Source organism: Rhizobium atlanticum (assembly GCF_030182485.1).
In the GTDB taxonomy this organism is placed as follows: Bacteria; Pseudomonadota; Alphaproteobacteria; order Rhizobiales; family Rhizobiaceae; genus Rhizobium.
On record NZ_JAQJCJ010000013.1, the window covers coordinates 47,228 to 66,339 of the forward strand.

Consider the following 19,112-nt stretch of genomic DNA (forward strand, 5'->3'; position numbering starts at 1 on the left):
GTTCATTGCTCCTTTGAAGTTGTGGTTTTGGGGCCCGATTGCCGGGCGATGGAGGATGCGGCCTTTAGCGGAAGCGACAGGGAACTGCGCAGATCCGAAAGCGGATCTGGGCGCGCCGTCAGGTCGAGGCCCATTTCCACTTCATCAAGATGTTCGACCGAGAGCTCCGCAGCTCTGACGAAATCGCCCGCCTGCATTGCCTCGAATATGCGGCAGTGCCCTTCGTGGGACTGCACCGCATGAAATTCGGACTGGTAGAGCATCGAAATGAGGATGGTCCTCGCGGTCAGGTCGCGCAGGATGTCGACGATGATCGTGTTGCCGCTCAGTTCCGCGATGCGGATATGGAAATCGCCCATCAGATAAGTCAGCCGCTGGCGGTCGCCCGCCGCCATGGCATTCCTCTCCTCATTCAGGTGGGCGTCGAGAGCCTTTCGTCCCGCCTCTGAAAGCACGCCCATGCTGCGCAGCAATCCAGCCTCGACGACACGCCGCGCCTCATAGACGGCGATCGCATCCTCGGCCGAAGGTTCGACGACGAACCAGCCGCGCCGGGGGCTGACATGCACGATGCCGCGCGTCTCCAGACGCATCATGGCTTCACGGACGCGGGTTCGGGACACGCCGAAGAGTAGTGCCAGCTGGTTCTCGCCAAGACGCGTGCCCGGCCGGATCTTGGCCGAAAGGATCCCGGAGACGATCGTTGCCTCAATGGATTTCTGCGTGGTCTCGGATGTCTGGCTCTCTTGCATACAAGATAGCAAGCAAAGCGCGTGCCAAGATACCGCGCTCATGCCTTTCGAGCTGTCGCGGGTTTCTCGCGCAGATTATGCCTGTCGGGGATGCAGACTGAACGTAATTTGGGCGAGCGCGCCCGCCCTCCCCCGGCTATCGCCATTGGCGTCTTTTTAATGGAAGCTCGAGGTTTTGAGAAATTCCGCCAACCTTTCGGTTTTCGGGCGCACGAACATTTCCTTCGGATCGCCCTCCTCGCAGATGACGCCCTGGTTCATGAAGATCACGCGGGACGAAACCTCGTAGGCGAAACGCATCTCATGGGTGACGAGCAGCATGGTCATGCCGTCGGCGGCAAGTCCCTTGATCACCTGCAGCACTTCGCCCACCAGTTCCGGGTCGAGCGCGGAGGTCACCTCGTCGAACAGCATCAGCCGCGGCGACATGGCGATGGCGCGGGCAATTGCGACACGCTGCTGCTGTCCGCCGGAGAGCTGACCGGGATAATGGTTGGCGCGGGCGGCGAGGCCGACCCGGTCCAGCCATTTTTCAGCGATGATGCGGGCGTCCGGCTTCGTCATCTTCTTCACCTTGACGAGGCCGAGCATGACGTTTTCGGCCGCGCTCATATGCGGGAAGAGATTGAACTGCTGAAAAGCCATGCCGGTCAGGGCGCGCTGGCGCGCAATCTCCTTCTCGCTCTTGCGCCGCCGCGACGCGCCGTCGACGTGATAGCCGATTTCCTCGCCGTCGAGGCTGATCGTGCCGCCCTGGAATTCCTCGAGCATGTTGACGCAGCGCAGCAAGGTGGTCTTGCCTGAGCCGGATGAGCCGATAATGGAGATGACTTCGCCTTCCTGCACGGCGCAATCGACCCCCTTGAGAACTTCGTGGATACCGTAAGTCTTACGCAGACCCTTGATGTCGAGAATGGTCTTGGCCATCGGTAGGCTCCTCAGGACGGCAGGGCGGTCTTGCGCTCGACATATTTGCCGAAGTGCTCGATGCCGTAGTTGACGATGAAATAGAGACCGCCGGCCAGAAAATAGAACTGCAGGCTCATGAAATTGCGGGAAATGATCTCCTGCGTGCGCAGGAGAAGCTCGGCGACGCCGATGACGGAGAGCAGAGTCGAGGCTTTCACCATCTCGGCCGCCGTATTCACCCAGGCTGGCAGACATTGGCGCATGGCCTGCGGCCACAGCACCGAGGTGAAGGTCTGGGTAAAGGTCAGACCGATCGCCTTAGCGGCTTCGGTCTGCCCCTTCGGGATCGCCTGAAGCGCTCCGCGCACGATTTCGCCGACATGGGAAGAGCAGAAGACGGCAAGGGCGAGGACGCCGGCGGAGAACGGTCCGAGATCAAGACCGACCGCAGCGGAGACGTAATAGCTTGCCAGTACGAGCACGAGCACCGGCGTGCCGCGGACGATATCCGTATAGGCTCGCACGAGGAGACGTAAGACAATGCCGCCGTAAACCAGCGCCAGTCCGACAAAGACCCCGAGAACGGAGCCGGCGAGAATGGCCAGCAGCGAGATCGACACGGTCATGGCGATGCCGTTCATGATGACGTAACGGGCGATCCAGAGTTGTTCGAGAAAGGTGTGAGACATCGGAATTATCTCGGCAGGGCCAGACGGCGCTCGACGAGGCGCATCAAGGCTGCGATGAGGAAACAGGTGGCGACATAGAGGGCTGATGTAACCAGCCATGTTTCGATGACCCGGAAGCTCTCGACATTGATCTTGCGGGCGGCAAAGGTCAGCTCGGGCACGGCAATGGCGGCGGCGAGCGAGGTGTCCTTGAAGAGCGAGATGATGGTCGAGGAGAGCGATGGCAGCACGTTGCGCAACATCAGCGGTGCGATGATCGAGCTTCGGATCTGCATTGCCGTCAGGCCGATTGCGAGGCCGGCTTCCGTCAGTCCTCTTGGGATCGACAGCAGTCCGGCGCGGAACACCTCGGCCAGATAGGCGCCGGAATAGAGCGAGAGAACCAGCACGAAGCTTTTCATCTTGTCGAGGCGCAAGCCCATCTGCGGCAGCGCGAAAAAGGCGAAAAGCACCAGGACGAGAATCGGCAGGTTGCGAATGATAGTGACATAGATGCGCGCCGGCACGAGCGCGAAGCGGCTCCTCGACGTCCGCGCGAAAGCCACGACAAGACCGATTGCGGCCCCGATCAGGATCGAGATCACGGCAAGGCCGAGGCTGAGGGCAAGTCCGCTTAAGAGAAAGTCGAAATTGCGCCAGACGGCAGCGAAATTCAGCGTGTAACCCATGCGGGTCCTTTCAGACCGGAGCATGCCGCCGAACCTGCGAGCGGCCCGGACGGCGTTGTAATCCAACCATTCGATTCAGAAGCGGATTCGGATCTTGGCCCGACCTGGACCAAGATCTTTCTGTTCCAGCGGAGCGGGAGCGAACTCCCACACCGCATCGCGGTCACTTGAACTCGACGGGGAAGCCGATCTGCGGCGGCGCCAGATCCTTGCCGAACCAGGTCTTGAAGGATTTAGCATAGAAGTCGAATTCGACACCGGTCATTGCTTCGTGAAGAGCGGTGTTGACGAAGTTCAGCCAGTCCTGATCACCGCGCTTGACGGCGCAGGCATAGGTCTGTGGGTTCCAGCCGTAACCAGCATCCTTGTAGCGTCCCGGGTTCTGCGTCATGTACCAGGCGAGCGACGACTGGTCCGTGGCGGCGGCATCGGCGCGCCCGGACTCCAGCGCCTGATAGATCAGGTCGACAGATTCGTATTGGTCGACGGTCGCTTCCGGCAATGCCGCGTGCACCATAGCCTCGGCATAGACGTTCTGGAGAACCGAGATGGTGACCGACGAGCCGGCAGCCTTCAGGGCGGCATAATCGGCATATTTTCCGTCCGCCTTGAGCATCAGGCCGACGCCCTCACGATAATAGGGAATGGTGAAGGCAACCTGCTGGGCGCGTTCGCCCGTAACAGTCATGAACTGGCAGGTGATGTCGACCTTATCGGTGGTGATGTTCGGAATGCGGGCATCCGAAGACTGGTTGACATACTCAATCTTATCCGGATCGCCGAACAGGGCCTTGGCGACGATGTGGCCCATGTCGACATCAAAGCCCTGAAGCTTGTCGTCCGCGCTCTTGAAGTGCCAGGGCGCATTGGTGCTGCCAGTGCCGAGCACGAGATGGCCGCGGGCCAGCACTTCGTCGAGCTTGCTGCCCTCGGCGAGCACAGGCGTCGACACCAGGGCGGCGACGGCCAGCGAGATCAGGCCAGCGCGAAAGGAAATGATCATGGCGTTCCCCTTGTAGATGTTTCGATGATCCAATATACCGGACATCTGTCTATTTTATTGGATTTGGATATCAAGTGCTATCGGCGGTGAATTGTCAATGGGGCATGCCGAAAAAACGCGCAGCAGAGTGCTTGGCGATTTTTTCGGCAGCGCAGCATTTTGCAGTTGGTTTTTCGGTAACCCTCACCAGCGGCGCCCAACAGCACCAGGCGGCAGGATATAGGACGCGGAAGCCTTTCAGGCACCGCAATCAGCGTCATCGCACGCCAGGCCGGCGTGCAGCGCCTTGCTGGGATTAACCACGCGGTCTCTTTTGAAGGGGTGTTAACGGAGAGGCGACTTTCTCAGCCGCTTTTCAATTGTGCCATCGCAAGCAGCGTATCGGCGCTGATCGTCGCCGAGCCGGTCAAGATGGAAAGTGCCGTCGACGTGGTGCCTGTGCCGTTGGCCATGTCGTACATGGCGGTAGAGCGCTTGATCAGATCGTCGACCTTGTCCGGATCGGAAGCTCGAAATGGAGGAATCTCCACCACCAGTTCAAGCGGCGCCGACGCCGGCGGCGAAGATCGCAATGCAGCGGTGAAGATGGGCAAGCATCAGGGCCCGGTCGGGCCAGGCTTGCATGCGGCCTTCCGGCGGGCCCATGCCGCCAAAGATCATATCCATCAACATGCGGGCGCCGCTCTCCGGATCATCCAGCGACAGCCTGCCCTCCGCCCGGCGATCGTTCAACCAGTCGGCGAGATGCTGCCGGCTGGCGAGTATGCCTTCGCGCTGGAGAATGTCGATAAGCTCGGGAAACTGCGCGGCTTCGCGAAAGACGAGCTGCAGGAAACCGGCGCGTTCCGCATCTTTATCCTCGTCCATGTCGATCATGAAGATCCGCTCGAGACTTTCCGCGATCGGAATATCTTCAGCAGGCCGCGGCAGGTCGAGCATCAGCCGCCGGTGCGCGCCGACGACGGCCGCAAACAGCTCTTCCTTGCTCTGAAACAGCTTGTAGAGCGTCTGCTTGGAAACACCCGCCTCCGAGGCAACGACTGCGGTCGTGCTTCCGGCATAGCCGTATTTTACGAAAACGCTGCGGGCGGCCTCGACGATATGCGTGCGCTTGTCTTCATCGGTGGAGACTTTAGGCCGGCCTCTTTTGCGCGGCTCATCTGCGGGCTCGTCGACGATATCCATGACGATCAGACCGCTTTGCCGACGCGCATGCCGACGATCGTGAAAAGCAGCCTGTTATTTCTGAGGGATGGTTTTTTCGGTTGTTGCATTTAGCAATTTCGGTTTAGAGAACTAACAAGTTCTGCAATGCGCTGCATCCCCACCCTCTAGTGATGGAGCGCTTATGACGACCATTTCTGCCGCCACGTCAGTCTCTTCTTATCCCTATAACAAGAGCTCGACATCCGCATCCCAGGACATCCTATCCTCTAGTATGGTTTGCGAAAAGATCAACCGCAAGAGGGCAGCTCGACGAAGACACGTCGAGCAGCGCCGACAAACTGATGGGGACCAGTCCGGCTCCACCGGCGAAGGGGACGGCGGCACAGGCATGGATGTTGCTGACCTGCATACCGACGGCGACGGCTATGTGAGCAAGGCCGAGTTCGTCTCGGCCCGGCCGTCCGATGTCAGCGAGGATCAGGCCGGAACGCTGTTCGACAGCGAAGGCGCAGGCTCGCTGTCGGTCGATGCACTCGCCGAGACGATGTCCGCCCAGCCGTCGGAACATCCCGATGACATGATCGAGGCAGCGCAGCTACACCGCCAATTCGAAAGTGTTCCAGGCCGGCTCCGACATCAGGGATAAAAGCGGCGGCAGCGGCCGGCTCAGCCAGGACGACACGGACAGGCTGATCGAACTGCTGCGAGAGATCGGCAACCTCAACGACATGCTGATGCGATTGGCTTGAGTGGCGCCGTTGTCAATGAAGTATTGCGACGATCGCAATCGTCTCTCGGCAATTTACAAAACTGGTCGGCTTGGCTTCAGGTTCGTGGCTGCGGTGCTTCTCAGATCAAAACTCCCACGGGGAAATCAATTCAAGGTTGGCGGTCACGAAATCGCTCGGGTTTCGCGTCGCGAGCCGACCGCCATTAACCCTCGCAATAGCTGCGATCATGCCGTCCGGCGCTGACATGCCGCGCCCCTGATGAGCTGCGGTCCCCATGATCTCGCCATAGGCAAGAGCGGCTTCTTCGGTCAGGCCAAAAATCCGGTCCGCGAAGCGGCGCCGCCAGTCGGAAAGTCCCTGTTCGAGGCGTTCGGCTCGTTGGTCGGGCCGGATCTTCTGGATACCGAAAGCGATCTCGGCAATCGTCACCGTGGGCAGTGCCAGTTCAGCATCATGACGAACCAGCCATGCGATTACCGCTTCATCAGGCGATTTTCTCAACGTCTCCGAAACGACGTTGGTATCGAGAAAAATCAAAGCTCGATGCCTTTATGCGCCCGCCGGTCTTCCTTCAGGACGGCCTCAAGGTCAATATCCGTCCCACTTTGTTGCGACAGCCTGCTGTAGAAAGACGATGCCGGCTCACGGCCGGCCTCGCGTATTTCATAGGATTCGAGCGCCCGCTCGACGATATCGGCTATCGAGCGGTTTTCGCGGCGGGCGAGTCGATGAGCAAGGTCACGTGCCCTTGCACTTCGTACGGAAAGCTGGGGTCCGGCCATCTTAATTTCCTTTACGACAGATATAGTGCGCTCTCCATAAGCCATCAAGATGGCAATTGATGGCTTGATACCTGAAATAGCTCACGTTTCATGAACCACCCCAATTTTGGGCAGTCTGGGAAGATCTTTGGAGCCTCACACATTCTAAAGAATTAACCATATGTCAGGGTTCTTGAGAAATAATGCTCCGTATAAATCCGGCGAATTGAAGAAGAGAGCTGCAAAGTTATTTGGAGAGAGTCTTGGCATTTACCATTGCGCGCAGCCTGGTGGCGTTTGGCATCGCCGTTTCAGCCGGTCTTTTCATGTCGATTGGATTGCAGCAATCGGCGCTTGAAAGGCTGAAAGTCAACGGGCCGGTTTACGAGCAGGTGGTCTACGGCAAGGATCTCATCGCCGACATATTGCCGCCGCCGCTCTTCGTGGTCGAATCCTACATGCTCTCCTTCGAGGCGAGCAAATTTCCCGAACTCACCGAGACCAATCTGGCGAAGATCGCCAATCTGAAGGCCGCTTACGACGACCGCCGCGCCTATTGGAAGTCCACCCGGCTGCCGCAGGCTTTGAAGGACGAGCTCGAAAACGATGTGCTGACCAAGGGCGATGCATTCTGGGACGTGATGAACCGCGAGATCATTCCGGCGCTGAAAGCAAAGGACGAAGACAAGGCGCACGGCGCGATCGAGCAGTTGCGCGTCGCCTTCCATACTCACCAGGATGCTGTGGAGAAGCTCGTCGCGAATTCCGACGCTTTCCTGAAGGGCGAGGAAAAGAACGCAGCTTCGGAAATCGTGACCTGGACGATCTATGCGGGAGCTGCAGGCTTCGGCTCCTTCGCTCTGCTGCTGGCGGGACTCTATCTTCTGCGCCGCCGGGCAATCGTGCCGCTCGATGGCATGAAGGCCTATATGGGCAATCTTGCCGAAGGCGATTTTTCGACCGAAGTTCCCTATGCGAACCGTTCCGACGAGATCGGCGCCATGTCCAAGGCGGTCGCGGTGTTCCGCCATAATGCGCTGGAACGGCAGGACGCGCAGAAGCGGGAAACGGCGCTTCGCGATGCCGAATTCGAGCGCGAGCGCAGCCAGATGGCCGAAAAGGCGGCCGAGGAGCGGACACGCGAAACGGTTATCAACGAGTTGACATATGGCCTGGACCAGCTGTCGCACGGCAATCTTGATTGCCGTATCACGACAACCTTTGCCGCCGCCTATGAGAGCTTGCGCGCCAAGTTCAACGACAGCCTGGATGCTCTTTCCGCCTCAATGGCGGAGGTCGCCCAGACCTCCCGGCAGGTGGGCAGTTCCTCGACCGGCATCACCAATGCCGCAGACAGCCTCGCATCGCGCACGGAGCAGCAGGCGGCTATGCTAGAAGAGGCCACCGCCGCGCTCAAGGAGATGAACGCTAAAACCAATGACGCCTCCCACCATGCCGGCAAGGCGACCGGTATGATGGCCGAGACGCGCAGCAGCGCCGAACATTCGGCAGCCATCGTTCGCGATGCGATCGCCGCCATGCAGAAGATCGAGGGTTCGTCCGCCCAGATCGGCGATATCGTCAACGTCATCGACGAGATCGCCTTCCAGACCAACCTTCTGGCGCTCAACGCCGGTGTGGAAGCTGCCCGAGCAGGCGAAGCGGGCAAAGGCTTCGCCGTTGTAGCGCAGGAAGTACGTGAGCTCGCCCTCCGTTCGGCCAATGCCGCCAAGGAGATCAGATCTCTGATTTCCACGTCATCGTCTCAGGTTTCCACCGGCGTAGAGCTCGTCAACCGCACCGGCAAGGCGCTAATGGAAATCGAAGGCCAGGTCGAGCAGGTCGCCGGCCTGATCGCCCGCATCGTTTCGGTTTCCTCCGAGCAGGCGGTGGCGATCGGGGAAATCAATGCCTCCGTCAATGCGCTCGATGAGGTCACGCAGCGCAATGCCGCGATGGCCGCGGAAACGGTCTCAGCCTGCCGTGCGCTCGGCGGGCAGACGCAGACGCTGGAGGGCGTGGTCGGCCGTTTTCAGATCAATGCACCGGCCGGCGGGTCAAGATCGCAGAGAGCCGCCTGACGCGGCTCAGGCGTAAATCCTCACGCGGCCGGCGAACCTATTAAGACTTTCGGCGTTTCACGGCAATGGAACATCTCGATCGCGACGCCGCACCTTCGTTGGATCAGGATCGCGCGCTGCGATCCCAATGCCGCAAGGGTTTTGATGCCAGCCTCTGTCCACAGGGAACGCCTCACGGCGCTCGCACGCGAAAGAATTCGACGCGCTGCCGCGATCGCTCGGCTCATGGACACCGCAGTAAGATTGCCTTTCGGCGTACGGATCGGCGCAGACTCGGTTCTCGGCCTCATCCCAGCCGTCGGCGACGTTGCCGGATCCCTCATCGGTCTCTTCATCATCGATGAAGCAAGGCGTCTCGGCCTTCCTGCCCATAAGCTCGCCCGCATGGCGGTCAATCTCGGCGTCGACGCCGCCTGCGGCACGGTTCCGCTGGTCGGCGATCTCTTCGACGTCTATTTCAAATCTCACCGCCGGAACGTCGGCATCATCCTCGAGCATTTCGGCATCAGCGAAGACGAGCTGAACCAGCGCATCTGACGATGCTCGGCCCCTCCGAGGAACCTGTCTAAAGCTCAGTCAGGGCGCCGGCCGTCTTGACTGCGTGATCAAGAACAAATTGCAGCTTGGCGGCATGGCCGAAACCCGGCTCATCCGGCTTCCCTTTTTCCACGGCGTTTGCAAATCGCTGGAAATTGGTGATGACCGGTTCGACCTCGATCTTGCGCCAGATCGCCTTGTCGGCATCGGCGCCTTCGCAGGCCCTGAGGGTCGAACCTTCAGGCGTATGCACCACCTCCAGGGCCCCCTTGTCTCCATGCAGGCGCAGGCGCAATTCGTTCAGATGGCCGGTCGCCCAGCGCGTTGCATGGATGACGCCGGCCGCGCCGTTTTCGAGCTCGGCCATCATCAGGAAACTGTCATTCGCATCGAGCTCGTATTCGCCGATCCGGTTCCCGGGGCTCTTGTCGAAAACCTTGAGATGCGATGCCGCCGCCTTGACGTCGCTGCCGGCGGCAAAAACCGCGAAGTCGAGAATGTGGATACCAACATCGCCCAGCACACCGTTGGAGCCGTGCTTTGTCGACAGCCGCCAAAGCCACTGCGACTCTTTGGTCCAGTCGCCCCAAGCCTTGGACACCAACCAACTTTGGAGATAGGACGCTTCGAAGTGGCGGATCGCGCCGAGACGGCCATCCAGCACCATCTTTCGCGCCGCCTGCAGCGGCGCCACATTACGATAGGTAAGGTTTACCATCGTGACCTTTCCGGACGCCGCCGCGGCGTCGGCCATCTCCTTGGCCTCGCGGTAGTTGACCGCCAGGGGCTTCTCGCAGAGCACATGCTTGCCGGCGCCGAGTATCTTCATCGTCGTGGAATAATGCGCTCGATCCGGCGTGACATTGGTCACGGCGTCGAACTCCCCCCAGGCAAGGGCGTCATCGAGCGATGTGAAAGTAAGCGGGATGCCATGCCTGAGCGCGAAGGCCCGCAGCCGGACCTCGTCTGTATCGACGGCAGCAACAATTTTGACGCCGGCGATTTCCGAAAAATTCATGGCATGGGTATTTGCCCATCCTCCGGTTCCGAGAATGATCAAGCGCATTTTTGTCCTCATGGTCCTCTATCGAATTCAGCGATAACCGGCTTCGCCGGCCTGGTGCAGTTTCGGGCCGCGTTCGACGATCGGCTCCAATGCCTTTTCCACCGGCACATTTGGAGCGTCGGTAATGCCAGTCAACGCGCCTTCAGGGTTGTAGGCCCACTTGACGCCGTTGATCAGCACCTTCTGGACGGTGGCGTCGTGATAGGTCGGATAGGTCTCATGGCCCGGGCGGAAATAGAAGATGTTGCCGGCGCCGCGGCGCCAGGTCAGGCCCGAGCGGAACACTTCGCCGCCCTGGAACCAGGAGATGAACACGGTTTCGAGCGGCTCCGGCACCGAAAACTGCTCGCCATACATTTCCTCGTTCTCCAGTTCGAAATGCTCGCCGATGCCGGCGGCGATCGGATGGCGCGGGTTGATCGTCCACAGCCGCTCGCGCTCACCCGCCTCGCGCCATTTCAGCGCGCAGGGTGTTCCCATCAGCCGCTTGAAGATCTTCGAGAAATGGCCGGAATGCAGCACGAGAAGGCCCATGCCTTCCCAGACGCGTTTGGCGACGCGCTCGACGACGACGTCTGACACCGCGCCGTGATCCTTGTGGCCCCACCAGGTCAAGACATCGGTTTCGGCAAGCCGGGCTTCGCTCAGCCCGTGCTCCGGCTCCTGCAGCGTCGCCGTGGTGGCGGAGATGGTGGGATCGGTATTCAGTGCATTGGCGATCGTCATATGCATGCCTTCCGGATAGATGCCCCGGACGATCGCATTGGTATTCTCGTGAATGTTTTCACCCCACACAACGGTGCGTATGGTCACGTCGTTTTCTCCTTGTAGTTGACGCGGATCGAGCTTCGGGAAAGACATCGATGCCTGGAAGATCAGGCTGCCCGCATGGATTCACGTTCGAGCGCCCGGCCCGACCGGTCGAAACGGTGGATGTGACCGTCAAGTGGCGCGAGGCCAAGCGTATGGCCCGGCTCATGACGGGCGACGCCGGCCTCCCGCACGACAAGCGGCTCATCCGCCCCAATATCCAGATAGACAAAGCTATCGGAGCCGAGGATTTCGGAATGGATGACCGTGCCTCTCCAAACCGGAGACTCGGGCGAGATGCGAACATGCTCTGCGCGCACGCCGATCGTATGGCTGTCATAGGGCTGTGCCAGCCCGCCCGACAGGAAATTCATTTTCGGCGAACCGATGAAGCCGGCGACGAAGACCGAGTTCGGGCTTTCGTAAAGTTCCAGCGGCGTGCCGATCTGCTCGACGACGCCGTCCCTCAGCACGCAGATTCGATCCGCCAGCGTCATGGCCTCGACCTGATCATGCGTCACATAGATCATCGTCGTACCGTGCATGCTGCGATGAAGCTTGGCGATCTCAAGCCTCGTCGCGACGCGAAGCGCCGCGTCGAGATTGGACAGCGGCTCGTCGAAGAGAAAGACCTTGGGATCGCGCACGATCGCCCGGCCGATTGCGACACGCTGACGCTGCCCGCCGGAAAGCTGTCGCGGCAAGCGGTCCAGATAGGATGAGAGCTGCAGCATGCCGGCCGCCTGCTCGACGCGCCGGCGGCATTCGTCTCTGTTGCCCCCGGAAAGCTTCATGCCGAACGCCATGTTGTCGAAGACCGTCATATGCGGGTAGAGCGCGTAGGACTGGAAGACCATGGCGATCCCTCTCTTCGACGGCGCGTGCCGATTTACCGTCTCATTGTCGAAGGCGAGGGTTCCCGAGGTGATGTCCTCGAGCCCGGAGATAAGCCTGAGCAGCGTAGACTTGCCACATCCGGACGGCCCCACGAACACCATGAACTCGCCTCTGCGGATCTCCATCGTCACGCCCTTGATCACCTCGAAAGCGCCAAAGCTCTTGCGGATGTTCTCCAGTCGGATCTCTGCCATGTCCTTCTCCCTCAACCCTTGACGCCGCCGGCAGTCAGCCCCGAAATGATCCGGCGCTGGAATATCAAAACAAGCACGACAACCGGCACGGTGACGATCACCGAAGCCGCCATGATGTTGCCCCAGGGAATTTCGAACGCGCTGTTGCCCGAAAGCAGGGCGATGGCGACCGGCACCGTCCGTTGCGTATCGGACGATGTGAACGTCAGCGCGAAAAGAAACTCGTTCCAGGCGGCGATGAAAGCGAGCAGCCCTGTTGTCACCAGCGCCGGCCACATCAGCGGCATGAAGACCTGAGTGACGATGACCCATGGCGAGGCGCCGTCGACGATCGCCGCCTCCTCGATCTCGATCGGCAATTCCCGCATGAAGGTCGTCAGCACCCAGACAGTGAATGGCAGCGTGAAAATCACGTAGGAAAAGATCAGCGCGAAGGGCGTGTTGAAGATGCCGATCCAGCGGATCAGTTCGAAGAGGCCCGCAAGCACGGCAATCTGAGGAAACATCGACACCGACAGGATGGTCAGCATCAAGAGTGCCCGTCCGCGGAAGTGAACCCTGGCCAAAGCGAACGAAGCGGTGATCGAGAGCAGCAGCGATGCTGAAACCACGACGCAGGCAATCATCGCGGAATTCGCAAGGCTGCGAACGAAACTGCCCTGCCCCATGACGGAAGCATAGTTGCTGAAGGAGATCGAGGTCGGCCAATAATCGACTTGGAAAAGGGCCGTGCCGGTCTTCAGGCTGGTGAGGATCGCATAGTAGAACGGGAAAACCGCAATGATGACGATGATCGTAACGAGCAGGTAGAAAAGCATGTTCTTGGTGATCGAAAGCAGCATCAGCGTTCCTCCCCGCCGAGCTTAACGCGGCCGAACCAGATATAGAGGACGGTGACAGAGGCGATGATGAGGAAAAGCACCGTCGAGGCGGTGGCGCCATAGGCGAACTTGTCGAAGTCGAACAGGTTCTCGCGCGCCATGACCGACATGGTCTTCGTCTGCGCATTGTTGGGCGTCAGAACATAGATCAGGTCGAAGATGCGCATTGCATCCAGCATCCGGAAGATCATGGCAACCATGATGGCAGGCCGGATCAGCGGCAGCGTCAGACGCCAGAAAACCTTGATCGGGTTGACGCCATCGATCTTGGCCGCTTCATAAATATCTCCCGGCACCATCTGCAGTCCGGCAAGGATCAGAAGCGCCATGAAGGGCGTCGTCTTCCAGACGTCGACGATCAGCACGGCGATCATCGCCGTTTCCGGATTTGCGGTCCAGGCGATCTTCTCGCTGATCAGGCCGAAGCCGAGCAAAATATCATTGAGAATGCCGAACTGATCATTGAGCATCCAGGCCCACATCTTGGCCGAAACGATGGTCGGGATCGCCCAGGGAATGAGGATTGCGGCGCGAACGATTCCACGCCCGACGAACTGCGCGTTCAGCACCAGCGCGACGATCAATCCGAGTATGGTCTCGATCGCGACCGAAAGCAGGGTGAATTTGGCAGTGTTCCAGACGGCAGTCCACCAGATCGGATCGGCCAACAGGCCGCGATAGATGATCTTTCCGCTCTTCAGCGTCACCCACGACAAATAATTGGCAAAGCCGACAAACTCAGCATTGCCAAGGTTGTTGAGCGACGCATTCGTAAAGCTGAAATAGATGGTTCTGAACAGCGGCCAGCCCGCGACAACTGCCAGGATCAACAGCGTCGGCGCCAGAAAAATCCAGGCGGACCGGACGCGCTCGGATCGCAGCTCGGTAGAGGCTCTGAGCTTGGAAACCTTGGGTTCAATTGCTTGTGGAACTACGATTTCAGTCATGAAACGCCTTTCCCGTTTAGCCCTCCGGAGACTGGACCGACGCCCTCTCGGCCGCCGCACTGCCGTCCAGAACTTCGAGGACACTTCGTTGTATTTCACCTTGGCTGTCGCCGAAGGACGCGGCACCGCATCCTGGAAGATGGGTTTCCAGTTGGGCATGAAGGGCTGCGCGGCGGCAATATCCTTGTCGTCATAAAGATCGGTCAGTGTCGGCAGATTGGACAGCTCGATGGCGCGAGCCTTTTGCACGTCCTTCGACGCCAGGAATTTCACGAGCGCGATGGCTGCTTCCTGCTTTTCCGAATATCTCGACACCGCCAGGTTCCAGCCGCCGAGTGTCGAGGATGGCTTGTCGCCGGCGGCCGCAACCGGCAGCGTCATCACGTCGAACTTGCCCTTCACGGCGCTGTCGGCGCCGTTGCCGAGGGAATAGGCATATGGCCAGTTGCGCATGAAGACAGCGTTACCGGTCTGCCAGACACCACGCGATTCCTCTTCCTGATAGGCGAGCACGCCGGGCGGCGAAATCGTGCCGATCCAACCCTTGGCGCGTTCGAGCGCCGATGCCGCCTTCTCATTATTGATCGAGATCGTCCCGTCCGGCTCGACGATCTGGCCGCCCCCCGACGACTTCACCCATTCCAGAGCGTTACAGGTCAGCCCCTCATAGGAATTGCCCTGGAAGACGTAGCCCCAAAGATCCTTCTGGCCGGCCTGCCGTTCTTTATCCTGGATCTCCTTGGCGGTTGCGGCCATCTCGTCCCAGGTCTTCGGCGGCAGCTTGTCATATTTCTCGAGCAGGTCCTTTCGGTAAAACAGCGCCGGAGCATCGGTAAACAACGGCAGCGCCACCAGCCGGCCATTGACGGTCTGCGAAGCGATGATCGACGGGAAGAACTGGCCAGCCACATCTTTGGTGGCCTCCTTCAGATCAATGAACTGCTCGGCAAGCTGCGGCGCCCAGATGACATCGGTCTGATAGACGTCGATGTCCTTGTTCCCCGCGGCAAGCCACAAGCGATATTGCGAGAACTGTTCGCTGCTCGACGATGGCATGGTGACGAGCTTCACCTGATTGCCGGTCTCCTTCTCAAAAATCGCGAGCTGCTTGTTCAGGAATTCGACGTTTTTCCCGGTGGTGTTCGCGGCAAACGAAATTTCTGCGGCGTGGATGGGGCCGGCCGCGAGAGCAAGTCCAATCGCGGATAAGGCCAGAGCAAAGTTTTTCATAATCTCCTCCCAGAAATTGAAATCGATTTGGCAAACGGAACATCGCAGAAGGCTTTGATGACGTCAAGACACCAAAACCAGCTTCTGGAGGTTGTATTTGTATGATAATAATAGCCATGCTGCGCGGATAAGGGCGTACATTCGGCATCCGCAGCCGACATTTCAACGTGACATAATTGAAACCGTTTTCAATTTGAACTGAATCAGCACTTGCCCGTTGCGCATCATCAACGCATCGTCCATTGATTTCCCGGACAAAGAAGACATCGATGAAACTTCGTGAATTTGCAAAGCAGCTTGGGCTTTCTCCGACCACGGTCAGCCGCGCACTCAGCGGCTATCCGGAGGTGAGCGAAGCCACGCGCGCCCGGGTTGCGAGCGAAGCAATGCGGCTAGGCTATCGCCCCGATGTCAATGCCGTGCGCCTGAAGACTGGAAGAGCCGGAGCGATCGGCGTCATGATGGGGCGTTCAGGAGAAATTCATTTTTCCGAATTCGTGTCGGGGATGGCGCAGCGCCTGGAAACGACCGATACGGATATTCTCATCACACCTATTACCGCGCATAATGACGACGACGAGATACAGGCCTACCGGCGCCTGGTCGAAAGCCGCCGGGTAGACGCCGTGATTATTCATTCGCCCCGTCCCAGGGACCCACGGATCGAGATGCTGAACAGCCTCGGCGTGCCTTTTCTGGTCCACGGCCGCTCGGAGACCGAGCACGTTCATGCCTGGCTCGATATCGACAATGAAAATGCCGTGCGCAGAGTGACCGAACACCTGCTCGATCTCGGGCACCGGCGCATCGGCATGATCAATGGCCTGCGTGGCAAGACCTATTCAATCCATCGCGAACAGGGTTTTCGGATAGCCCATCAGGAGCGTGGGCTCACCGCAGATCCCAGCCTGATGGTCTGCGATAAATTTTCCGACGAGAGCGGCTTTCGCCACGCCCGTTCTTTTCTGGAGAGCGCCAATGCCCCGACCGCCATCGTTGCCGGTTCCACCATGACAGCTCTTGGTGTCTACCGTGCCGTCCGTTCGCTTGGGATGACGGTCGGACAGGATGTTTCCGTCATCGCCCATGACGACGTCTTCCCCTATCTGACGGCCGAGAATATGGTCCCGTCGCTTTCGACCACACGATCTTCCATGCGTGCCGCGGGCACACGCTGCGCAGAGCTGACACTACAGCTCATCGCTGGCCGCCCCGCAGACGAGATCCATGAATTGTGGCCCGTCGAATTGATCCTGCGGGAAAGTACCACGCCGCCGCGCTGACCGAGCAATCACTCGATGCACGACTGTGCTGCAGCCGAAGTCCATCAGCCGGCATCGCGCCGCACTCCACCATTTGCCCGCACCAGCGCCATCAGCATCGGGCCGATCGCAAATTCGCCTCTCTCGGTCCTGCGGGTGAGATCGCGGAGATAACCGCCGGGCGAATTGATGTGTCCGCCCCTTTCCAGAATGCAGGCGATCACCGTCGCGGCGTTTTCCGGCCCCATGCCGGCGCAGGCTTCCTCATAGGCCGAAGGGCTGACGCCGAGCATCGAGCGGACGACGACGGCAGCCGACATCAGGTCGCGCCAATTGCCGATCGTTCCGCCCGGCCCATAGTCGAGAATTTGCGGGCAGGCCTGAAGAACCAGACCAAGCGGGAAGGATTTCAGCGTATGTCCCGCCGCTGGTTCAGTCGCGCCGGATTTCCTGCCGCTTATTGCGCCGGCCGATGCCGGATGTTTCAATCTTCGCTCGTCCTGCGGTCCGGCGACCGGGTCGTTATCGGTCGCCGGCTTCGCGCCCTGCTTCGTGTCGAAGCTTGGTTCAAGTTCAAAATTGGAGCTGGGGTTTGAATTCTGTTTGTGGCGCTCAGTTTGAGACTCATTGGCGTCTAATTTTTGTAATTTTATATGTCTTTCCAGCAAGTTGACGGCTTGGTCGCGCAGCAGCCCCATCTCGTTGAGCAGTAAAGCCAATTCCTCGGCCCCCGCGACGCGTGGAATCCTGCCTACGAGACCGCTAAACATCAGCGACATCTGCTCCCAGTCGCCAGGCACACCTTCCTCGATCGCTGCTGCGATCAGCTTCGAGATATCCCGCCGGCACACGGTGAGGCGCTCCCTGGTCGCCCGGATGAGTTCTCGATCGGCAACCACCTCGGCGGCCAGGTTTTCGATTTCGACCGCGCGCGCCAGCAGTGGCGCGACGCTGAAGCCGAACGCCTCACCGATCTCCCCTTCCCTGTCGCGACGCGCATAGCGCTTTCCGTTCGGGCTGTCCTTGCGCAGGATCAGGCCAGCCTCGACCAGCACGGCAAGGTGCCGCCGCAGCGTCGCCGGCGTCATACCCCGGGCGCGAAGCGAAAGCTGCGCATTCGAGGGAAAGACGATCAGGCCCTTCTCCTCGGAAATCTCGTCATCGGGATAGAAGGTGAGCAGCGCATCGAGCACCGTCAGCGCCCGATCGGTCACACCAAGCGCCGGCCGCGCCTCGCAAATCGCCCTGAACAGTTTCCACTTGCTACGTCTTATCCCGGGCTCGATGCTCTCGGCCAGTTGCTGGCTTGCCAGCATGCCAAGCGACATCGGCCGCCGCCCAAAGGGCGTCGTCACATATCCACTCTCCATTTGCCTTCACCTTCGTTCAGGCAAAAGAAAACAGTCCACCACTTTGGTGCCTAAGACGCTTGACTGTGATTCGTGGAAATGCGATTCTCGATGTGCTTAAGATCTGAGAAGGGCTTCCACGACGGCGTCGTTGGGGGCCTTTTTCTTTTGCGCGCTACGCTCCTCTGTGCTTTTTAAACTCCTGGAACAGGCCCTGTAGCCGTTCCTGGACAAATTGGTCGAAACCGGGCGCAGTCTTGCCGTCGAAGACAAAGGTGGCGCCGGATGCTGTTTTTTTAACGGTCACCGGCACGCCGCTGACCTCGGATTTGACGACTGCCGGCTTCGGTGCCGCGGCCTTTTTATTTGCCAGAACGAATGCCCGGTGAAACCGCTCGTCGCTCGTCATCTTCCGCGCGTCGTCCGCGGACAACTCCGCGATGATCTTCTCGACATCGGCATTTTCGAGCTGCTCGCCGAGTTCCAGCCATCGCCGCCGGCCAATATCAGGCGCAGCACCTATGGCGTTGATGAGCGCCAACGGCACCTGCCGTATTACGATCAGCATCCTCGACAGCGCCGCCTTGTCGACGCTCAGCGCCGCCATGATGACGTCGCGGGCAAAGCCGCGTTCTTCCAGCCGCGACGCGAAGAGCGCGCGCTCGATATAGGAGAGATTGGTGCGGGCGCTGTTTTCCTGGCCTTGGCTGACGACCAGCTGGCCGTCGGTCAGGTCACGGACGACCGCGCGGACTCTGATGCCGATCTCTCTCGTGGCTGCCAGGCGGCGATGGCCATAGGCGACCTGATAGCGGCCTTTGGCTTCCGGATGCGGACGCACGAGGATCGGGACCTGCTGCCCATGCTCGCGGATCTGTTCGACCAGCTCGGCGAGTTCGCCAGCATCGATCGCCAGGCGATCGCTGACGAAAGACGCGTCGATCAGGCCGGGATCTAGCTCGACGATCATCTGGCCCGCGGCAAGCTGCCGCTCCAGCTCGCTGGCGCGCTCCATCTTCTCGGTGATGTTGCCGAGTGTCTTGGTAATGCCGCCGACCGGCCCGCCACTGCGCTCCTGCGGCACGAAGCCGGCAATCGGACGATTTTCGCGCGGCGCGACCGCTTCCGCCCTTGCCGGGCTCGGTGCGGAAAATTCGATCAGGTTCTTGCGCGCCATC

General features: G+C 59.8%; 19 protein-coding genes and 2 pseudogenes. 4 read left to right on the forward strand and 17 right to left on the reverse strand.

Annotated features, from left to right (window positions below; all coding sequences use genetic code 11):
- Window positions 1–2: 2 nt before the first annotated feature.
- The 7 genes from PH551_RS19265 to PH551_RS19295 form a co-directional block, all read right to left on the reverse strand.
- Complete coding sequence (locus tag PH551_RS19265; protein WP_285194433.1) at window positions 3–752, reverse strand: GntR family transcriptional regulator; 750 nt, start codon at window positions 750–752, stop codon at window positions 3–5.
- Between the two features lie 156 nt (window positions 753–908).
- The gene (locus tag PH551_RS19270; RefSeq protein ID WP_285194434.1) at window positions 909–1,679 is read right to left on the reverse strand and encodes an amino acid ABC transporter ATP-binding protein; all 771 of its coding nucleotides are present in this window, start codon (window positions 1,677–1,679) and stop codon (window positions 909–911) included.
- Window positions 1,680–1,690: 11 nt separating this feature from the next.
- A complete protein-coding gene (locus PH551_RS19275) occupies window positions 1,691–2,350 on the reverse strand; it encodes an amino acid ABC transporter permease (protein ID WP_285194435.1) in 660 nt (219 codons plus the stop codon).
- A 5-nt stretch (window positions 2,351–2,355) separates the two neighbouring features.
- Window positions 2,356–3,018: an amino acid ABC transporter permease gene (locus tag PH551_RS19280; RefSeq protein WP_285194645.1), complete on the reverse strand. Its 663-nt coding sequence runs from the start codon at window positions 3,016–3,018 to the stop codon at window positions 2,356–2,358.
- Between the two features lie 163 nt (window positions 3,019–3,181).
- On the reverse strand, window positions 3,182–4,021 hold the full coding sequence (locus PH551_RS19285) for a transporter substrate-binding protein (RefSeq protein ID WP_285194436.1): 840 nt from the start codon (window positions 4,019–4,021) through the stop codon (window positions 3,182–3,184).
- Window positions 4,022–4,365: 344 nt separating this feature from the next.
- Window positions 4,366–4,551, reverse strand: a complete 186-nt coding sequence (locus PH551_RS19290; protein WP_285194661.1) for a hypothetical protein — start codon at window positions 4,549–4,551, stop codon at window positions 4,366–4,368.
- Window positions 4,552–4,558: 7 nt separating this feature from the next.
- Complete coding sequence (locus PH551_RS19295; RefSeq protein ID WP_285194438.1) at window positions 4,559–5,206, reverse strand: TetR/AcrR family transcriptional regulator; 648 nt, start codon at window positions 5,204–5,206, stop codon at window positions 4,559–4,561.
- A gap of 163 nt (window positions 5,207–5,369) precedes the next feature.
- Here PH551_RS19295 and PH551_RS32925 point away from each other — a divergent pair.
- Window positions 5,370–5,762, forward strand: a pseudogene (locus PH551_RS32925) (EF-hand domain-containing protein); the annotation flags it as partial.
- Window positions 5,763–6,042: 280 nt separating this feature from the next.
- On the opposite strand, the gene PH551_RS19305 reads toward PH551_RS32925, so the two are convergent.
- Both PH551_RS19305 and PH551_RS19310 read right to left on the reverse strand, forming a co-directional pair.
- On the reverse strand, window positions 6,043–6,456 hold the full coding sequence (locus PH551_RS19305; protein ID WP_285194440.1) for a type II toxin-antitoxin system VapC family toxin: 414 nt from the start codon (window positions 6,454–6,456) through the stop codon (window positions 6,043–6,045).
- Window positions 6,453–6,701, reverse strand: a complete 249-nt coding sequence (locus PH551_RS19310; protein WP_285194441.1) for a type II toxin-antitoxin system VapB family antitoxin — start codon at window positions 6,699–6,701, stop codon at window positions 6,453–6,455. Before PH551_RS19310 ends, PH551_RS19305 begins: the two co-directional genes overlap by 4 nt.
- A 242-nt stretch (window positions 6,702–6,943) precedes the next feature.
- Here PH551_RS19310 and PH551_RS19315 point away from each other — a divergent pair, with 242 nt between their 5' ends.
- Entirely contained in the window at window positions 6,944–8,761 is a 1,818-nt protein-coding gene (locus tag PH551_RS19315; protein WP_285194442.1) for a methyl-accepting chemotaxis protein, read from the forward strand.
- A gap of 144 nt (window positions 8,762–8,905) precedes the next feature.
- Window positions 8,906–9,298 carry a DUF4112 domain-containing protein gene (locus PH551_RS19320; protein WP_285194443.1) on the forward strand — a complete coding sequence of 131 codons (393 nt, stop codon included), beginning with the start codon at window positions 8,906–8,908 and terminating at the stop codon, window positions 9,296–9,298.
- Window positions 9,299–9,326: 28 nt separating this feature from the next.
- Here the strand turns inward: PH551_RS19320 and PH551_RS19325 are convergent, their stop codons facing one another.
- The 6 genes and pseudogenes from PH551_RS19325 to PH551_RS19350 all read right to left on the reverse strand — a co-directional run.
- Window positions 9,327–10,364, reverse strand: coding sequence for a Gfo/Idh/MocA family protein (locus PH551_RS19325; RefSeq protein WP_085781620.1), 1,038 nt, complete (start codon window positions 10,362–10,364; stop codon window positions 9,327–9,329).
- 27 nt (window positions 10,365–10,391) lie between these two features.
- On the reverse strand, window positions 10,392–11,177 hold the full coding sequence (locus PH551_RS19330; protein WP_285194444.1) for a ThuA domain-containing protein: 786 nt from the start codon (window positions 11,175–11,177) through the stop codon (window positions 10,392–10,394).
- Between the two features lie 62 nt (window positions 11,178–11,239).
- Window positions 11,240–12,265: an ABC transporter ATP-binding protein gene (locus PH551_RS19335; protein WP_285194445.1), complete on the reverse strand. Its 1,026-nt coding sequence runs from the start codon at window positions 12,263–12,265 to the stop codon at window positions 11,240–11,242.
- An 11-nt stretch (window positions 12,266–12,276) separates the two neighbouring features.
- Window positions 12,277–13,107: a carbohydrate ABC transporter permease gene (locus PH551_RS19340; protein WP_285194446.1), complete on the reverse strand. Its 831-nt coding sequence runs from the start codon at window positions 13,105–13,107 to the stop codon at window positions 12,277–12,279.
- Window positions 13,107–14,093: a carbohydrate ABC transporter permease gene (locus PH551_RS19345; protein ID WP_285194646.1), complete on the reverse strand. Its 987-nt coding sequence runs from the start codon at window positions 14,091–14,093 to the stop codon at window positions 13,107–13,109. Before PH551_RS19345 ends, PH551_RS19340 begins: the two co-directional genes overlap by 1 nt.
- 57 nt (window positions 14,094–14,150) lie before the next feature.
- Window positions 14,151–15,323, reverse strand: a pseudogene (locus tag PH551_RS19350) (ABC transporter substrate-binding protein); the annotation flags it as partial.
- Between the two features lie 269 nt (window positions 15,324–15,592).
- Between PH551_RS19350 and PH551_RS19355 the strand changes: the two are divergent.
- Window positions 15,593–16,606, forward strand: coding sequence for a substrate-binding domain-containing protein (locus PH551_RS19355; RefSeq protein ID WP_285194447.1), 1,014 nt, complete (start codon window positions 15,593–15,595; stop codon window positions 16,604–16,606).
- A 44-nt stretch (window positions 16,607–16,650) separates the two neighbouring features.
- On the opposite strand, the gene repC is transcribed toward PH551_RS19355, so the two are convergent.
- Together repC and repB are read right to left on the reverse strand one after the other, a co-directional pair.
- Window positions 16,651–17,955: a plasmid replication protein RepC gene (gene repC, locus PH551_RS19360; protein WP_285194448.1), complete on the reverse strand. Its 1,305-nt coding sequence runs from the start codon at window positions 17,953–17,955 to the stop codon at window positions 16,651–16,653.
- Between the two features lie 154 nt (window positions 17,956–18,109).
- Window positions 18,110–19,111, reverse strand: coding sequence for a plasmid partitioning protein RepB (gene repB, locus PH551_RS19365; protein WP_285194449.1), 1,002 nt, complete (start codon window positions 19,109–19,111; stop codon window positions 18,110–18,112).
- Window position 19,112 lies beyond the last annotated feature (1 nt).